This is a genomic window from Enterobacter sp. DC4 (assembly GCF_000568095.1).
Classification (GTDB): domain Bacteria; phylum Pseudomonadota; class Gammaproteobacteria; order Enterobacterales; family Enterobacteriaceae; genus Enterobacter; species Enterobacter pseudoroggenkampii.
The window spans coordinates 154,906-170,065 of sequence record NZ_AZUB01000007.1 but is presented as its reverse complement, the minus strand read 5'-3'; the positions used below and the strand labels follow the sequence as shown (position 1 = coordinate 170,065).

General features: G+C 57.7%; 11 protein-coding genes. 9 read left to right on the top strand and 2 right to left on the bottom strand.

Annotated features, from left to right (window positions below; genetic code table 11):
- Nucleotides 1–389 precede the first annotated feature (389 nt).
- The 5 genes from brnQ to P349_RS05210 all read left to right on the top strand — a co-directional run bounded on the left by brnQ (nucleotide 390) and on the right by P349_RS05210 (nucleotide 9,230).
- On the top strand, nucleotides 390–1,709 hold the full coding sequence (gene brnQ, locus P349_RS05190; protein ID WP_024906795.1) for a branched-chain amino acid transporter carrier protein BrnQ: 1,320 nt from the start codon (nucleotides 390–392) through the stop codon (nucleotides 1,707–1,709).
- Nucleotides 1,710–1,790: 81 nt separating this feature from the next.
- On the top strand, nucleotides 1,791–3,164 hold the full coding sequence (proY, locus tag P349_RS05195) for a proline-specific permease ProY (protein WP_032646143.1): 1,374 nt from the start codon (nucleotides 1,791–1,793) through the stop codon (nucleotides 3,162–3,164).
- Between the two features lie 162 nt (nucleotides 3,165–3,326).
- Complete coding sequence (gene malZ, locus P349_RS05200) at nucleotides 3,327–5,144, top strand: maltodextrin glucosidase (RefSeq protein WP_032646144.1); 1,818 nt, start codon at nucleotides 3,327–3,329, stop codon at nucleotides 5,142–5,144.
- Nucleotides 5,145–5,232: 88 nt separating this feature from the next.
- Entirely contained in the window at nucleotides 5,233–7,848 is a 2,616-nt protein-coding gene (locus tag P349_RS05205; protein WP_032646145.1) for a DUF2339 domain-containing protein, read from the top strand.
- A complete protein-coding gene (locus P349_RS05210) occupies nucleotides 7,845–9,230 on the top strand; it encodes a DUF3999 domain-containing protein (protein ID WP_032646147.1) in 1,386 nt (461 codons plus the stop codon). The genes P349_RS05205 and P349_RS05210 overlap by 4 nt, the downstream gene beginning before the upstream one ends.
- A 43-nt stretch (nucleotides 9,231–9,273) precedes the next feature.
- Here the strand turns inward: P349_RS05210 and P349_RS05215 are convergent, their stop codons facing one another.
- Nucleotides 9,274–9,876: a peroxiredoxin gene (locus P349_RS05215; RefSeq protein ID WP_014168840.1), complete on the bottom strand. Its 603-nt coding sequence runs from the start codon at nucleotides 9,874–9,876 to the stop codon at nucleotides 9,274–9,276.
- 127 nt (nucleotides 9,877–10,003) lie between these two features.
- Nucleotides 10,004–10,585, bottom strand: a complete 582-nt coding sequence (acpH, locus tag P349_RS05220) for an ACP phosphodiesterase (protein ID WP_024906800.1) — start codon at nucleotides 10,583–10,585, stop codon at nucleotides 10,004–10,006.
- A gap of 92 nt (nucleotides 10,586–10,677) precedes the next feature.
- Here acpH and queA point away from each other — a divergent pair, with 92 nt between their 5' ends.
- Genes queA through secD form a run of 4 tightly spaced genes read left to right on the top strand, consistent with a single transcriptional unit; the run spans nucleotide 10,678 to nucleotide 15,159 of the window.
- Nucleotides 10,678–11,748, top strand: a complete 1,071-nt coding sequence (queA, locus tag P349_RS05225) for a tRNA preQ1(34) S-adenosylmethionine ribosyltransferase-isomerase QueA (RefSeq protein WP_032646148.1) — start codon at nucleotides 10,678–10,680, stop codon at nucleotides 11,746–11,748.
- A gap of 53 nt (nucleotides 11,749–11,801) precedes the next feature.
- Nucleotides 11,802–12,929 (top strand): tRNA guanosine(34) transglycosylase Tgt, encoded by a 1,128-nt coding sequence (gene tgt, locus P349_RS05230; RefSeq protein WP_003859110.1) that lies wholly within the window; start codon nucleotides 11,802–11,804, stop codon nucleotides 12,927–12,929.
- Nucleotides 12,930–12,951: 22 nt separating this feature from the next.
- Nucleotides 12,952–13,284 carry a preprotein translocase subunit YajC gene (gene yajC / locus P349_RS05235; RefSeq protein WP_003859109.1) on the top strand — a complete coding sequence of 111 codons (333 nt, stop codon included), beginning with the start codon at nucleotides 12,952–12,954 and terminating at the stop codon, nucleotides 13,282–13,284.
- 27 nt (nucleotides 13,285–13,311) lie between these two features.
- On the top strand, nucleotides 13,312–15,159 hold the full coding sequence (gene secD, locus P349_RS05240) for a protein translocase subunit SecD (protein WP_071995326.1): 1,848 nt from the start codon (nucleotides 13,312–13,314) through the stop codon (nucleotides 15,157–15,159).
- The last annotated feature ends 1 nt before the right edge of the window (nucleotide 15,160 follow it).

Genomic DNA, 15,160 nt, shown 5'->3' with positions numbered 1-15,160 from the left:
CTTTCCACGGGTCAGCCATCGCTGGCCCGTTTGCTTTGCAGTCAAGCGAAACGCGGATGAATTTTATACGGCTGTCTGTTTTTTGTTCGCATGATTAGCCATGGGTTTTTCTTATAAACAGCGTATTATTCTAACGTGTATTTTCATGCTGGCATATTGTTCTGGTTTTGCGATCCCACCTTGCCTTTAAACGTTATAAGCGTTTAAATTGCGCCCCAGATACTGTCAGACCGACTGTATTTGCGTGGTAAATCGAAAAACTATTCTTCTCCACGCCAGGACGGGAGCATTTCCCGCTGAAATTGAGCAAATTTTCGGCTGTATCGTCCCGTCAGGGATATCGAAAATCTCAATGTTTTCAACACCACATCCACAGGCAGTAAGGTTTTATGACCCATCACTTAAAATCGCGTGACATCATCGCGCTGGGCTTTATGACATTTGCGCTGTTCGTTGGCGCAGGCAACATCATTTTCCCTCCAATGGTTGGCCTACAGGCGGGTGAACACGTCTGGACCGCCGCGTTTGGTTTCCTGATTACTGCCGTGGGTCTGCCGGTTCTCACCGTCGTCGCGCTGGCGAAAGTCGGTGGCGGTGTGGATAGCCTTAGCACCCCGATTGGTAAAGTGGCGGGCGTTCTGCTGGCAACCGTCTGCTATCTGGCCGTGGGCCCGCTGTTTGCGACCCCGCGTACGGCCACCGTGTCCTTCGAAGTGGGTATTGCTCCCCTGACCGGTGACGGCGCGATGCCGCTGTTTATCTACAGCCTGATCTATTTCGCGATCGTGATTCTGGTTTCCCTCTATCCGGGCAAACTGCTGGATACCGTGGGTAACTTCCTGGCTCCGCTGAAAATTGTGGCGCTGATTGTTCTGGCGGTAGCGGCCATCGTCTGGCCAGCGGGCCCGATTAGCGATGCGATGGATGCCTATAAAAACGCCGCGTTCTCTAACGGCTTTGTGAACGGCTACCTGACGATGGATACGCTGGGCGCCATGGTGTTTGGTATCGTTATCGTTAACGCCGCGCGTTCCCGCGGTGTGACCGAAGCGCGCCTGCTGACCCGCTATACCATCTGGGCTGGCCTGATGGCCGGTGTGGGTCTGACGCTGCTGTATCTGGCGCTGTTCCGTCTGGGCTCCGACAGCGCCATGCTGGTCGATCAGAACGCCAACGGTGCGGCTATCCTGCACGCCTACGTTCAGCACACCTTCGGCGGTGCGGGCAGTATGCTGCTGGCGGCACTCATCTTCCTGGCCTGTCTGGTCACCGCGGTTGGCCTGACCTGCGCCTGCGCAGAGTTCTTTGCACAGTATCTGCCGCTCTCTTACCGCACCCTGGTGTTTATCCTCGGCATCTTCTCTATGGCGGTGTCAAACCTCGGTCTGAGCCACCTGATTCAGGTCTCTATTCCGGTGCTGACGGCGATTTATCCGCCGTGCATCGTGCTGGTGGTGTTGAGCTTTACTCGCCCGTGGTGGAACAACTCTTCACGAATTATTGCGCCAGCCATGTTTATCAGCCTGATTTTTGGTATCCTTGACGGGATTAAAGCATCAGCTTTCGCGCACATACTGCCGGCATGGACACAGCGTCTGCCGCTGTCCGAGCAGGGTCTGGCCTGGTTGATGCCTACCGTTGTTGCACTGGTTCTGGCCATTATCTGGGACCGTGCTGCAGGGCGTCAGGTCGCATCGAACGCCCATTAATCAACGGCAACAAACTGTTTAACCACGGGGCTTAAGGCCCCGTGGTTTTTTGTTTTTTTCGTGTTGAATGGCAAGATTTAAATGGAAAGCACTAACAAACTTAAACGTGGATTGAGCACGCGCCACATCCGCTTTATGGCGCTGGGCTCTGCTATCGGCACCGGTCTTTTTTATGGCTCGGCAGATGCCATCAAAATGGCCGGTCCCAGCGTGCTGCTGGCGTACATCATCGGCGGCGTGGCGGCGTATATCATCATGCGTGCCCTCGGCGAAATGTCGGTTCACAACCCGTCTGCCAGCTCATTCTCCCGCTACGCGCAGGAAAACCTCGGCCCGCTGGCCGGGTTTATCACCGGCTGGACCTACTGCTTTGAAATCCTGATCGTGGCGATTGCCGACGTGACGGCGTTTGGCATCTATATGGGCGTCTGGTTCCCGGCGGTGCCGCACTGGATATGGGTGCTGAGCGTGGTGCTGATCATCTGCGCCGTCAACCTGATGAGCGTGAAGGTGTTCGGCGAGCTGGAGTTCTGGTTCTCCTTCTTCAAGGTTGCCACCATCATCATCATGATTGTGGCCGGTTTTGGCATCATCATCTGGGGAATCGGCAACGGCGGGCAGCCGACCGGCATCCATAACCTCTGGAGCAACGGCGGCTTCTTCAGCAACGGCTGGCTCGGCATGGTCATGTCGCTCCAGATGGTCATGTTCGCCTACGGCGGTATCGAGATTATCGGTATTACCGCCGGGGAAGCGAAAGACCCGGAGAAGTCCATTCCGCGCGCGATCAACTCGGTGCCAATGCGTATTCTGGTGTTCTATGTGGGCACCCTGTTCGTGATCATGTCCATTTACCCGTGGAACCAGGTGGGCACCAACGGTAGCCCGTTTGTTCTGACCTTCCAGCACATGGGGATTGCGTTTGCCGCCAGCATTCTGAACTTTGTGGTGCTGACCGCGTCGCTCTCCGCGATCAACAGTGACGTCTTTGGCGTGGGCCGTATGCTGCACGGCATGGCGGAGCAGGGCAGTGCGCCGAAGGTGTTCGCCAAAACCTCACGCCGCGGCACGCCGTGGGTGACCGTTGTGGTGATGACCGTGGCACTGCTGTTCTCGGTTTACCTGAACTACATCATGCCGGAGAACGTCTTCCTGGTGATTGCATCGCTCGCGACCTTCGCGACGGTGTGGGTGTGGATCATGATCCTGCTGTCGCAGATTGCCTTCCGCCGTCGCCTGTCGCCGGATGAGGCGAAAGCGCTGAAGTTCAAAGTACCGGGCGGCGTTGTGACGACCGTCGTCGGGCTGATCTTCCTGGTGTTTATCATTGGCCTGATTGGCTACCATCCGGATACCCGCATTTCCCTGTACGTGGGCTGCGCGTGGATCGTCCTGCTGCTGGTGGGCTGGGTGTTTAAATGCCGCCGCGATCGTCAGCTGGCAGAAGCGCAGTAATCTTTTTTCTCCCTCTCCCTGTGGGAGAGGGTTGGGGGGAGGGCATCAGGCCGCACTGATGCCTCCTCCTCCTTTCTCCTCCCCCAATAATCCCGATCGTGATGAGCTATCCTTAACCACCCTGTGGCAAGGTGACGTCAATTTCATCAAAGGGGATTCGTGATGTTAAACGCCTGGCACCTTCCGGTTGCCCCATTTGTTAAGCAAAACAAAGACAACCTTGTGATTACGCTCTGGCTGGCGGGGGAAAATCAGCCTGAACGCGTGACGCTCCGCGCCGAAATCGATAACGAAGAGACCGGGCTGAAAATGCACAAGCTGCGCAGCCAGCCGCAGCCGGGGATCACCGCCTGGCGGGCGAATATCGACCTGCGTAGCGGACAGCCGCGCCGCCGCTACAGCTTCAAACTGCTGTGGAATAACCGCCAGCTGTGGTTTACCCCGCAGGGGTTTAGCCGTTTCCCGCCCGCACGGCTGGAGCAGTTTGCAGTCGATTATCCGGATAACGGCCCGCAGTGGGTTAACGACCAGGTCTTTTACCAGATTTTCCCGGACCGTTTTGCGCGCAGCGAAAAACGCACTGCCGACCAGGATAAGGTCTATCACCACCATGCGGCGGGCCATGACATTATCCTGAAAGCGTGGGACGAGCCATTAACCGCGCAGGCGGGCGGATCGACGTTTTACGGCGGCGATCTCGACGGAATCAGCGAAAAGCTGCCGTACCTGAAAAAACTGGGCGTGACGGCGCTGTATCTCAACCCGGTGTTTAAGGCCCCGAGCGTACACAAATACGATACCGAAGATTATCGCCACGTTGACCCGCAGTTTGGCGGTGACGAGGCGCTGCTGCGCCTGCGTAAGAACACCCAAAACGAAGGCATGCGCCTCATTCTTGACGGCGTGTTCAACCACAGCGGAGATTCACACTCCTGGTTTGACCGTCATAATCAGTCGATGGGCGGGGCATGTCATAACCCGGATTCGCCGCAGCGCGACTGGTACAGCTTTAACGAGGAGGGCCGTGCGCTGGACTGGCTGGGCTACCCGAGCCTGCCGAAGCTGGATTTCCAGTCGCCAACGCTTGTGAACGAGATTTACGGCGGGGAAGACAGCATCGTGCGTCACTGGCTGAAGGCGCCGTGGAATATGGACGGCTGGCGCCTGGACGTGGTGCATATGCTCGGCGAAGCGGGCGGGGCGCGGAATAACCTTCAGCACGTCGCCGGGATTACGCGCTCGGCAAAAGTAGCCCAGCCGGAGGCGTTCGTCTTTGGCGAGCACTTTGGCGACGCGCGCCAGTGGCTGCAGAACGATGCGGAAGATGCGGCGATGAACTATCGCGGCTTTACCTTCCCGCTGTGGGGATTCCTCGCTAACACCGATATCTCCTACGATCCGAATCATATCGACGCTGAAACCTGCATGGCGTGGATGGAGAACTACCGTGCCGGCCTGTCGCATCAGCAGCAGCTGCGGATGTTTAACCAGCTCGATAGCCACGATACCGCGCGCTTTAAATCCCTGCTGGGCAAGGATGTCGCGCGTCTGCCGCTGGCGGTGACCTGGCTCTTCACCTGGCCGGGCGTACCGTGCATCTACTACGGAGACGAGGTGGGGCTGGACGGCAATAACGATCCGTTCTGCCGCAAAACCTTCCCGTGGGAGCCAGCGAAACAGGACAAGGTGCTGTTCAGCCTGTATCAGCGGCTGGCAAAGCTGCGTAAGCAGAGTCTCGCCCTGCGCTACGGCGGCTGTCAGGTGGTGTACGCCCACGATAACGTGGTGGTATTTGCTCGCGTCTATAACCAGCAGCGCGTGCTGGTGGCCATCAACCGGGGCGAGGCCTGCGAAGTGGTGCTGGATGATTCACCGCTGCTGAAGGTAGCGACGTGGAAGAATAAAGAGGGCAAGGCGACGATACAGGACGGCGTGCTGGCGCTGCCTGCGGTATCCGCAACGATCTGGTCCGGCAGCTAAGACCTGTTAATGTTTCCACCTTTTAAGATGGCGCAAATGCAACTATTTGTGTCAATCTTAACGGATCGTTTACGGTGAAGGTGGAAACATGGACGAGCTTTACATCCTTGGCTGTTTGTTCCTGGTATTTGCGCTGGTGGTGGCACCCGTGCTTGCGGTTATAGGCTTTAATCGAAGTACGGCGGCGCGACAGGAGATTGCCCGGCTGCGCCAGCGCATTGAGGCGCTTGAGCAGCGCGGCGTGCCTGAGGACGCGCCGGAGCCGGTGCAGACCACGGCGCCGTCGCCTGTGACCGCGCCGGTGGTTGAGGACGCTCCCGCGCCTGTCGACACCTGGCGCCCCGATACTCCCGCTGCCGTGGCAGAACCTACCCCGGCCCCGGCGCCTGCGGCAAAACAGCCTTCTGCCTTTGGCGGCATCCTGACGTCGCTGGTACGCTGGTTTATGCAGGGTAACCCGCTGGCGAAGCTTGGGATCCTGCTGCTTTTCCTTGGTCTTTCATTCCTGCTGCGCTATACCGTGGAACATTCCCTGTTCCCGCTTGAGCTGCGCCTCGTAGCAACGGCGCTGTTTGCCATCGTTCTGCTGGCGGTTGGGTGGCGACTGCGGCACAGGCAGCGCGTCTATGCGCTAATCCTCCAGGGCGGGGCGACCGGCGTGCTCTACCTGACGGTGTTTGGCGCTTTCCGGCTCTGGCAAATGTTGCCGATGACGCTGTCCTTTGCGCTGCTGGTGGTGATTTGCGCGGCGAGCGTCGGGCTGGCGGTGCTGCAGAAGGCACTGAGCCTTGCCATGCTGGCGAGCCTCGGCGGCTATCTTGCGCCGCTGCTTTTGTCTACCGGGGGCGGCAGTTTTGTCGCGCTGTTCTCTTTCTATCTTCTGCTGTCTATCGGCATTCTCGCTATCAGCATCTGGCAGCACTGGCGCGAGCTGAACCTGCTCGGGCTGCTGTTCACGTTCGGCGTGGGCGGCATGTGGGGGCTGAATGACTACCAGCCTGAAGACTATTGGGTCTGCCAGCTGTTCCTGATTGCCAATACGCTGATATTCGGCGTCCTGAGCGTGGCGCTGTCGCTGCGGGCGCAGGAGAAAGGGAAGCAGATTATTGACGGCGTGCTGCTGTTTGCCCCGCCGCTGATCGGTTTTGGGATGCAGTACGGCATGACCCGGCACTGGGAATATGGCCCGGCCCTGAGTGCGCTGGGATACGGCGCATTTTATCTTACCCTCGCGTTCCTTGCGCTGCGGCTCTATCCCTCCCTCGGACGACCGCTGGTCATGGCGGCGCTGGCCATCGGCGGCGGGTTCGCGACGCTCGCGATTCCGCTGGCGCTGTCAGCGCGCTGGACGGCGATGGCCTGGGCGCTGGAAGGGCTGGGTATCCTCTGGCTGGGCGTGCAGCAGCACCAGCGTCGCATGAGCTATAGCGGGACGGCGCTGCTGGTGCTGGCGCTCGGCAGCGCGCTGTGGGCACAAACGAACGGCGTTACGTCGCTGAGTCTGCTGCTGATCTTCGCCATCCTCAGCCTTTGCTGGCTGGCGGCTGGCTGGCTGTGGCGGACTCTCTTCCTGCCGGTCAGCTGGGCGCTGCTGGCTGGCGGGCTGCTGTTCTGGCTCGTGGCGCTATTGGGCGCAGCGCGGCTGGCGCTGACGCAGGAATTACCGATTCTGGCGGGCGTGCTGGCGCTGACGGCGGCGTCGGTCTGGGGCTGGCGGCAGGTGGCCGCTCGTCTGGCGTGGCGAGAGCTGGACGCCAGCAAATGGCTGCTGTGGCCGGTTATGCTGCTGATGGTGGGCTATCAACTCTGGCACCAGCAGATCGTCTCCGCCGGCTGGTCAAATCTGGCCTGGTGCGTTGCGCTTCCTGCCGCGCTGGTACTGCTGCGGCGCGACGGTGAAAGACTCCTGCCACGCATCGCAATGGGGCTGCATTTGTCGCTCTTCTGGATGATTTTACTGGCGCTGGCCGCCGAGCTTTACTGGTTTGCCCGGTCTCTGCCCTGGGGCATGGCGGCCTGGGGTAGCGGTTTAGCGATGGCCGCAGGCGGCGGGGTGATTATGGCGCTCTCTGCTGCGGTACGGCGTCGCGTGTGGCCATTCCGGGAGTGGCCTGCGCTCTACGCCTGCCTGGCACCGATTCCTGTAGTCGTGGCGATGCTGGTATTGCTGGTGGTGACCAATTTCCAGGACGGCGTGGTCTATCGTCAGACCTGGCTGCCGCTGGTGAACCCGCTTGAGGAAGGTGCTGCGTTCGCGTTGCTGGGGCTGGTCGTCTTTTATCGGGCGGTGGATCGTTACTACCCGGCGTGGCTTGCGCAAGCGCGCCCGTGGCCTGCCGTCGCGCTCATGGCGTTTGGCTTCTGGTGGCTTAACGGTGCGCTGATGCGCGCCCTGGCCTGGTACGGCGACGTGGCCTGGAATATGGCATCGCTGTGGGATTCGCGGCTTATCCAGACCAGTTTTGCCCTGTTCTGGATGCTGAGCGCGCTGGTGGTCATGATCCATGCCACCCGTCGGGCTTCCCGGCAGGAGTGGCTCTGCGGTGCCGCGTTGCTGGGTGTGGTAATGGTTAAACTGATGCTGGTGGACAGCGCGGGCGGAGGCGGTTTGTCGCGTGCGGTAGCGTTTATCGGCGTGGCGATACTGGTTCTGATTGTGGGGTATTTCTCACCGCTACCGCCCAAAACAGGAGATGAAAAATGAAATGGATGAAAGCGGTAGCGTGTACCGCGCTGCTGGCGCTTTCCGGCCCGGCGTTTTGCGACGAGGGACAAACGGAATCGCCCCGGGACTATGCTTTTGGTCTTTCACTTGATACGTCTGTTCCTTCCCAGTGGTATCGGGTGATGCTGCCGCTCGCCGTCTATGAGCAAAGCACGTCGCCAGATCTGCATGATGTCCGCGTCTTTAACCAGTCGGGCGAGCCGGTTCCCTTCAGCCTGGTCAGCGCGACGCGTCCGCAGGCGTCAGTGCAATCCACGGCGCTGCGCCTCTTCCCGCTGGATGCCTCGCCGCTTGCGGCTTCACAAGGATCCGGTGATAGCGATAAGATCCTGCTCCGCTCCGGAAACGGCGTTGAGATTGTGCTGGAGGGGCAAAAAGCTGCTGCAGCCGGGCAACATTATCTGCTGACCCTGCCGGAGCAGGCTACGGGGGAGATGGCCATATCCCAGCTGCAGCTGCTCTGGAATTCTCCTCAGACGCCGTGGCAGGGAACGGCGTCGGTCTATTACAGCGAGGATCTTAAGCGCTGGTATACCCTGCGCGAGGATATGCCATTACTTGACGCCGTCAGCGGCCAGGATCGTCTTAAGCTCGATCGGATCGATACCGATACGGTTTTATCTCCCGATGCGAATCGCTATCTCATGGTGGTGCTGAACGCGCAGAGCCAGGGGATAACCTTGACCGGCGTTAACGCAATCATCGCACCTGCCCAGGCGACCCCGGAAGCGGTCGAGCTTGAGGGGGAAGGGGAGCAGCTATCGACAAGCGAAGCGCAGTGGCGCTGGGCGCGCCCACAGCCGCTGAGTGCTGTCAGCATCTCGCTGAACGGTGATGGTGTCCTTCCCGTGGAGATCGCGTGGCGCAGTACGGAAAAAGACGCATGGCACCCCCTGAAAAAAGAGGTCCTTTACCGTCTTGAGGGAAAAACGTCGCCACCGGTTTCGCTTAACGGGGGCCTGGTGCAGGCAGTGAAAATCACGACGCTGAATGCGCGTCTGCCAGAATACCTGCCGAGCGTCACGGGACATCGTGACCGCTACGATCTGGTGTTCAACGCCCAGGGGAAAGCGCCGTATGTGCTCGCCTGGGGCAACGGTGCCGCAAAGCCTGCCAGCGTGGAGCCCGGCATGCTGATCCCAGCCGACCTGCGCAAGACCTATGCTATGGCGAACCTGCCGCAGGCCGACATTGTGGATAATGTTGCGTTAGGCGGCGAAGGGCGTCTGACCGCCACCTCTGCGGCCGAGCGAGAGAGCAGGATGAACACCCTGCTGGTGTGGGGCGTGCTGATTGCGGGCGTGATCCTGCTGGCGGGCATGGCCTGGCGCATCTGGCGAGAGACGCAGCGTAAGGCATAAAAAAAGGCCCGCATAAGCGGGCCTTTTTCGTAAACCGTGCCGATTACAGGCTGGATACGTTCTCAGACAGGTATTTAGCCACGCCGTCTGGAGACGCGTTCATGCCTTCTTTACCTTTTTCCCACTGAGCCGGGCACACTTCGCCGTGCTCTTCGTGGAACTGCAGCGCGTCAACCATACGCAGCATTTCGTCGATGTTACGACCCAGCGGCAGATCGTTCACAACCTGGTGACGAACGATGCCGTTTGCGTCGATCAGGAAGGAACCGCGCAGCGCAACGCCAGCGTCCGGATGTTCGATACCGTAAGCCTGCTGGATTTCGCGTTTGATGTCCGCAACCATTGCGTATTTCACCGCACCGATGCCGCCTTTGTCGACAGGGGTGTTACGCCATGCGTTGTGTACAAATTCAGAGTCGAAGGAGACGCCAACAACTTCCACGCCACGCTTCTGGAATTCTTCATAACGTTTGTCGAAAGCGATCAGCTCAGACGGGCAAACGAAAGTGAAGTCCATTGGCCAGAAGAACAGAACGGTCGCTTTACCGTTGGTGTGCTGTTTGAAGTTGAAGTTTTCAACGATTTCACCGTTGCCCAGAACTGCTGCAGCTGTAAAATCCGGAGCCGGACGAGTTACCAGAACCATATGATTCTCCTGTAGATACTAAGGTTATTTGGAACGCAACGCGAGCCAGTATAGAGAGTGTTCATGGATAAGACAAAGAGGTGGTGACAATCGTTCCGCCAGCTTTTACCTATCAATCCAATCTCCATTAAAGTTGTTTGTTTTTCGCCTGCGCCATCATGCGCGGGTAAAACTGCCAGAATCGGGTCTCCAGCGCATCGTAATGTTCATCCAGGTCATACCAGGAATCCCGCAGCGCATCCAGCCGCGGGCGACGGCTCGCCATCCCATTCAACACGTTCTGGATGAAGTCCATCTCGCGATAGCGCTCCAGCCAGCGTTCCGACCACAGGTAGTTATTCAGATTCACAAAGCGCGGCGGCGAGTCGGGCAGAATAATCGACACCTGCTGGTGGGCATAGCGCACAAACGCCGGCAGCGGCATCTCCGGTGACAGCTGTTCCCAGTGGCGCGACAGGAAGTGATCCCACATCACGTCGAGCGTGATCGGGGCAACGCGGCGCGTTTCCGGGCGGAACCAGGCTTTGGCTTCCGTCACTTCCGGCAGTTTATCCGTCAGCACGTCGATGCGGCGGTGCATAAAAATCCCGTCGACAACCTCAGGGGAGTAGTCTTCTGCGGGATTACCGCGTACGAAATCGGCCAGCAAATTGCCCGAGAGGGAGCTGTCAGCAAGGTGCGCGAGATGCAGGTGAGCGAGAAAATTCATGCGTTTTATTTGTCCGGGGGCGGCTAGTTGTTGCAGCAAAAGGGTGTGAGCACTAGACTATGCCGCCTGTTTTTAAGTCACGAGTATACGTCATGCGCGTCGCCGATTTCTCCTTTGAACTACCTGAATCCCTGATTGCTCACTATCCCATGCCTGAGCGCAGCAGCTGTCGCTTACTGTCACTGGATGGGCCAACGGGCGAGCTGACGCACGGTACTTTCACCGATTTGCTCGACAAGCTCAACCCTGGCGATCTGCTGGTCTTTAACAATACCCGCGTGATCCCGGCGCGCCTGTTTGGCCGTAAAGCCAGCGGCGGTAAGATTGAAGTGCTGGTCGAACGTATGCTCGATGATAAACGTATTCTGGCACATATTCGCGCTTCTAAGGCGCCGAAGCCGGGCGCGGAGCTGCTGCTGGGCGATGATGAGAGCATCAAGGCGACTATGACCGCGCGCCACGACGCGCTGTTCGAGGTGGCGTTTGACGACGAGCGCACGGTGCTCGATATCCTGAACGCCATCGGTCACATGCCGCTGCCGCCATATATTGAGCGTCCGGACGAAGAGGCCGACCGCGAGCTGTACCAGACCGTCTACAGCCAGAAACCGGGTGCCGTCGCTGCGCCGACCGCAGGCCTGCATTTTGATGAGCCGCTTCTCGAGAAACTGCGTGCGAAGGGCGTGGAGATGGCGTTCGTGACGCTGCACGTCGGCGCGGGGACCTTCCAGCCGGTGCGCGTGGACAGCATTGAAGACCACATTATGCACTCTGAGTATGCTGAAGTGCCTCAGGATGTGGTGGACGCGGTGCTGGCGGCGAAAGCGCGCGGTAGCCGCGTCGTGGCGGTCGGGACGACGTCTGTGCGCTCGCTGGAGAGCGCCGCGCAGGCAGCGAAAAACGATCTTATCGAGCCGTTCTTTGGCGATACGCAGATCTTTATCTACCCGGGCTACCAGTACAAAGTGATTGACGCGCTGGTAACCAACTTCCATCTGCCTGAATCGACGCTGATTATGCTGGTTTCCGCGTTCGCGGGCTATCAGCATACGATGAATGCCTACAAGTCTGCGGTAGAACAAAAATATCGCTTTTTTAGCTACGGGGACGCGATGTTTATCACGTACAATCCGCTGGCTTTGAATGAGCGTGTCGGGGAATAAGTCCGCGGCACCGTTTTACAACGTTGGACTGTTTTTCTGACGTCGGAGAAAAAATGAAATTTGAACTCGATACCACCGACGGTCGCGCGCGTCGCGGTCGCCTGGTGTTTGATCGCGGCGTGGTGGAAACCCCCGCGTTTATGCCTGTGGGCACGTACGGCACCGTAAAAGGGATGACGCCGGAAGAAGTAGAAGCCACTGGCGCACAGATTATCCTCGGCAACACCTTCCACCTGTGGCTGCGTCCGGGTCAGGAGATCATGAAACTCCACGGCGATCTGCACGATTTCATGCAGTGGAAAGGCCCCATCCTGACCGATTCCGGTGGCTTCCAGGTCTTCAGCCTGGGCGATATCCGCAAGATCACCGAGCAGGGCGTACACTTCCGTAACCCGATCAACGGCGATCCGATTTTCCTCGATCCCGAAAAGTCGATGGAGATTCAGTACGATCTCGGCTCTGACATTGTGATGATCTTCGACGAATGTACGCCGTACCCGGCGGACTGGGACTACGCAAAACGCTCTATGGAGATGTCCCTGCGCTGGGCGAAGCGTAGCCGTGACCGTTTTGACTCTCTGCAGAACAAAAATGCGCTGTTCGGCATTATCCAGGGCAGCGTTTACGAAGATTTACGCGATATCTCTGTTAAAGGTCTGGTAGAGATAGGTTTTGATGGCTACGCTGTCGGCGGTTTGGCTGTGGGTGAGCCGAAGGAAGACATGCACCGTATTCTGGAGCATGTCTGCCCGCAAATCCCGGCGGATAAACCACGATACCTGATGGGCGTGGGTAAACCAGAAGATCTGGTTGAAGGCGTACGCCGCGGCATTGATATGTTTGACTGCGTCATGCCAACCCGCAACGCGCGTAACGGCCACTTGTTCGTTACCGATGGCGTGGTGAAAATCCGTAACGCGAAGCATAAGAGTGACACCAGCCCGCTCGATTCCGAGTGCGATTGCTATACCTGTCGCAATTATTCTCGCGCGTATCTGCATCATCTCGATCGTTGTAACGAGATTTTGGGCGCGCGTCTCAATACCATTCATAATCTTCGTTATTATCAGCGCTTAATGGCTGGTTTACGTAAGGCTATCGAAGAGGGTAAATTAGAGAGCTTCGTGACCGATTTCTACCAACGTCAGGGGCGGGATGTTCCACCGTTGAACGTTGATTAATTTTAATAATGAGGGAATTTGAATGAGCTTTTTTATTTCTGATGCGGTAGCGGCAACAGGTGCTCCAGCGCAGGGCAGCCCGATGTCTCTGATTCTGATGCTGGTTGTGTTCGGTCTGATCTTCTACTTCATGATCCTGCGTCCACAGCAGAAGCGCACCAAAGAGCACAAAAACCTGATGAACTCCATTGCGAAAGGCGATGAAGTACTGACTAACGGTGGTCTGGTCGGTCGCGTAACCAAAGTGGCTGAAAACGGCTACATTGCTATCGCCCTGAACGACACCACTGAAGTGGTCATCAAACGTGACTTCGTAGCTGCCGTTCTGCCGAAAGGCACCATGAAGGCGCTGTAATCCCAACTTTTCCCAAAGGGAACTGCCGTGTTAAACCGTTATCCTTTGTGGAAGTACATCATGCTGGTCGTCGTGATTCTCGTCGGCCTGCTGTACGCGCTTCCCAACCTGTATGGTGAGGATCCGGCTGTTCAAATCACTGGCGCGCGCGGTGTCGCCGCCAGTGAGCAAACGCTGATCCAGGTCCAGAAAACGTTACAAGAAGAAAAAATTACCGCTAAGTCTGTGGCTCTGGAAGAGGGTGCAATTCTTGCTCGCTTCGACACCACCGACACGCAGCTCCGCGCTCGCGAAGCGCTGATGGGCGTGCTGGGTGACAAATACGTCGTGGCGCTTAACCTTGCCCCTGCAACCCCGCGTTGGCTGGCTGCGATGAAAGCAGAGCCAATGAAACTCGGTCTTGACCTGCGTGGCGGCGTTCACTTCCTGATGGAAGTGGATATGGATACCGCGCTTGGCAAGCTGCAGGAACAGAATATCGACAGCCTGCGCAGCGATCTGCGTGATAAAGGCATCGCTTACACCACCGTGCGTAAAGAAGATAATTACGGCATGAGCATCACGTTCCGCGACAGTGCGGCGCGCGATCAGGCTGTAGATTACCTGACCCAACGTCACCGTGACCTGGTCATCACCTCTCAGGGCAGTAACCAGCTGCGCGCGGTGATGACCGATGCGCGTCTGAAAGAAGCGCGTGAATATGCCGTTCAGCAGAACATCAACATTCTGCGTAACCGTGTAAACCAACTGGGCGTGGCTGAGCCGCTGGTACAGCGTCAGGGTGCTGACCGTATCGTGGTTGAACTGCCGGGTATCCAGGACACTGCGCGTGCGAAAGAGATTCTGGGTGCGACCGCAACCCTGGAATTCCGTCTGGTGAACTCCAACGTCGATCAGTCCGCTGCAGCCGCAGGGCGTATTCCGGGTGACTCCGAAGTGAAACAGACTCGCGAAGGTCAGCCAGTTGTGCTGTACAAACGCGTGATTCTGACCGGTGATCACATCACCGACTCCACGTCGAGCCAGGACGAATACAACCAGCCGCAGGTTAACATCTCGCTGGATAGCGCGGGTGGTAACATCATGTCTAACTTCACCAAGGACAACATCGGTAAACCGATGGCGACCCTGTTCGTGGAGTACAAAGACAGCGGTAAGAAAGATGCAAACGGTCGTGCAGTGCTGGTGAAAGAGGAAGAGGTGATTAACATCGCCAACATCCAGTCTCGTCTGGGTAACAGCTTCCGTATTACCGGTATTAGCAACCCGAATGAAGCGCGTCAGCTTTCTCTGCTGCTGCGTGCCGGTGCGCTGATTGCGCCAATTCAGATTGTTGAAGAGCGTACCATTGGTCCAACTCTGGGGATGCAAAACATCCAGCAGGGTCTGGAAGCGTGTCTGGCCGGTCTGGTTGTCTCTATCCTCTTCATGATCTTCTTCTATAAGAAGTTTGGTCTGATTGCGACCTCCGCGCTGATCGCCAACCTGGTGCTGATCATCGGCATTATGTCCCTGCTGCCGGGGGCGACGCTGACCATGCCGGGTATTGCGGGTATCGTCCTGACCCTTGCGGTGGCGGTCGACGCCAACGTACTGATTAACGAACGTATCAAAGAAGAGTTGAGCAACGGCCGCTCTATTCAGCAGGCGATTGATGAAGGTTATAAAGGGGCGTTCAGCTCTATCTTCGATGCGAACGTAACAACACTGATTAAGGTTCTTATCCTGTATGCAGTGGGTACTGGCGCGATCAAAGGCTTTGCGATTACAACCGGTATCGGTGTCGCAACGTCAATGTTTACCGCTATTGTCGGCACCCGTGCCATCGTGAACCTGCTGTACGGCGGCAAGCGCGTCAAAAAGCTGTCTATCTGAG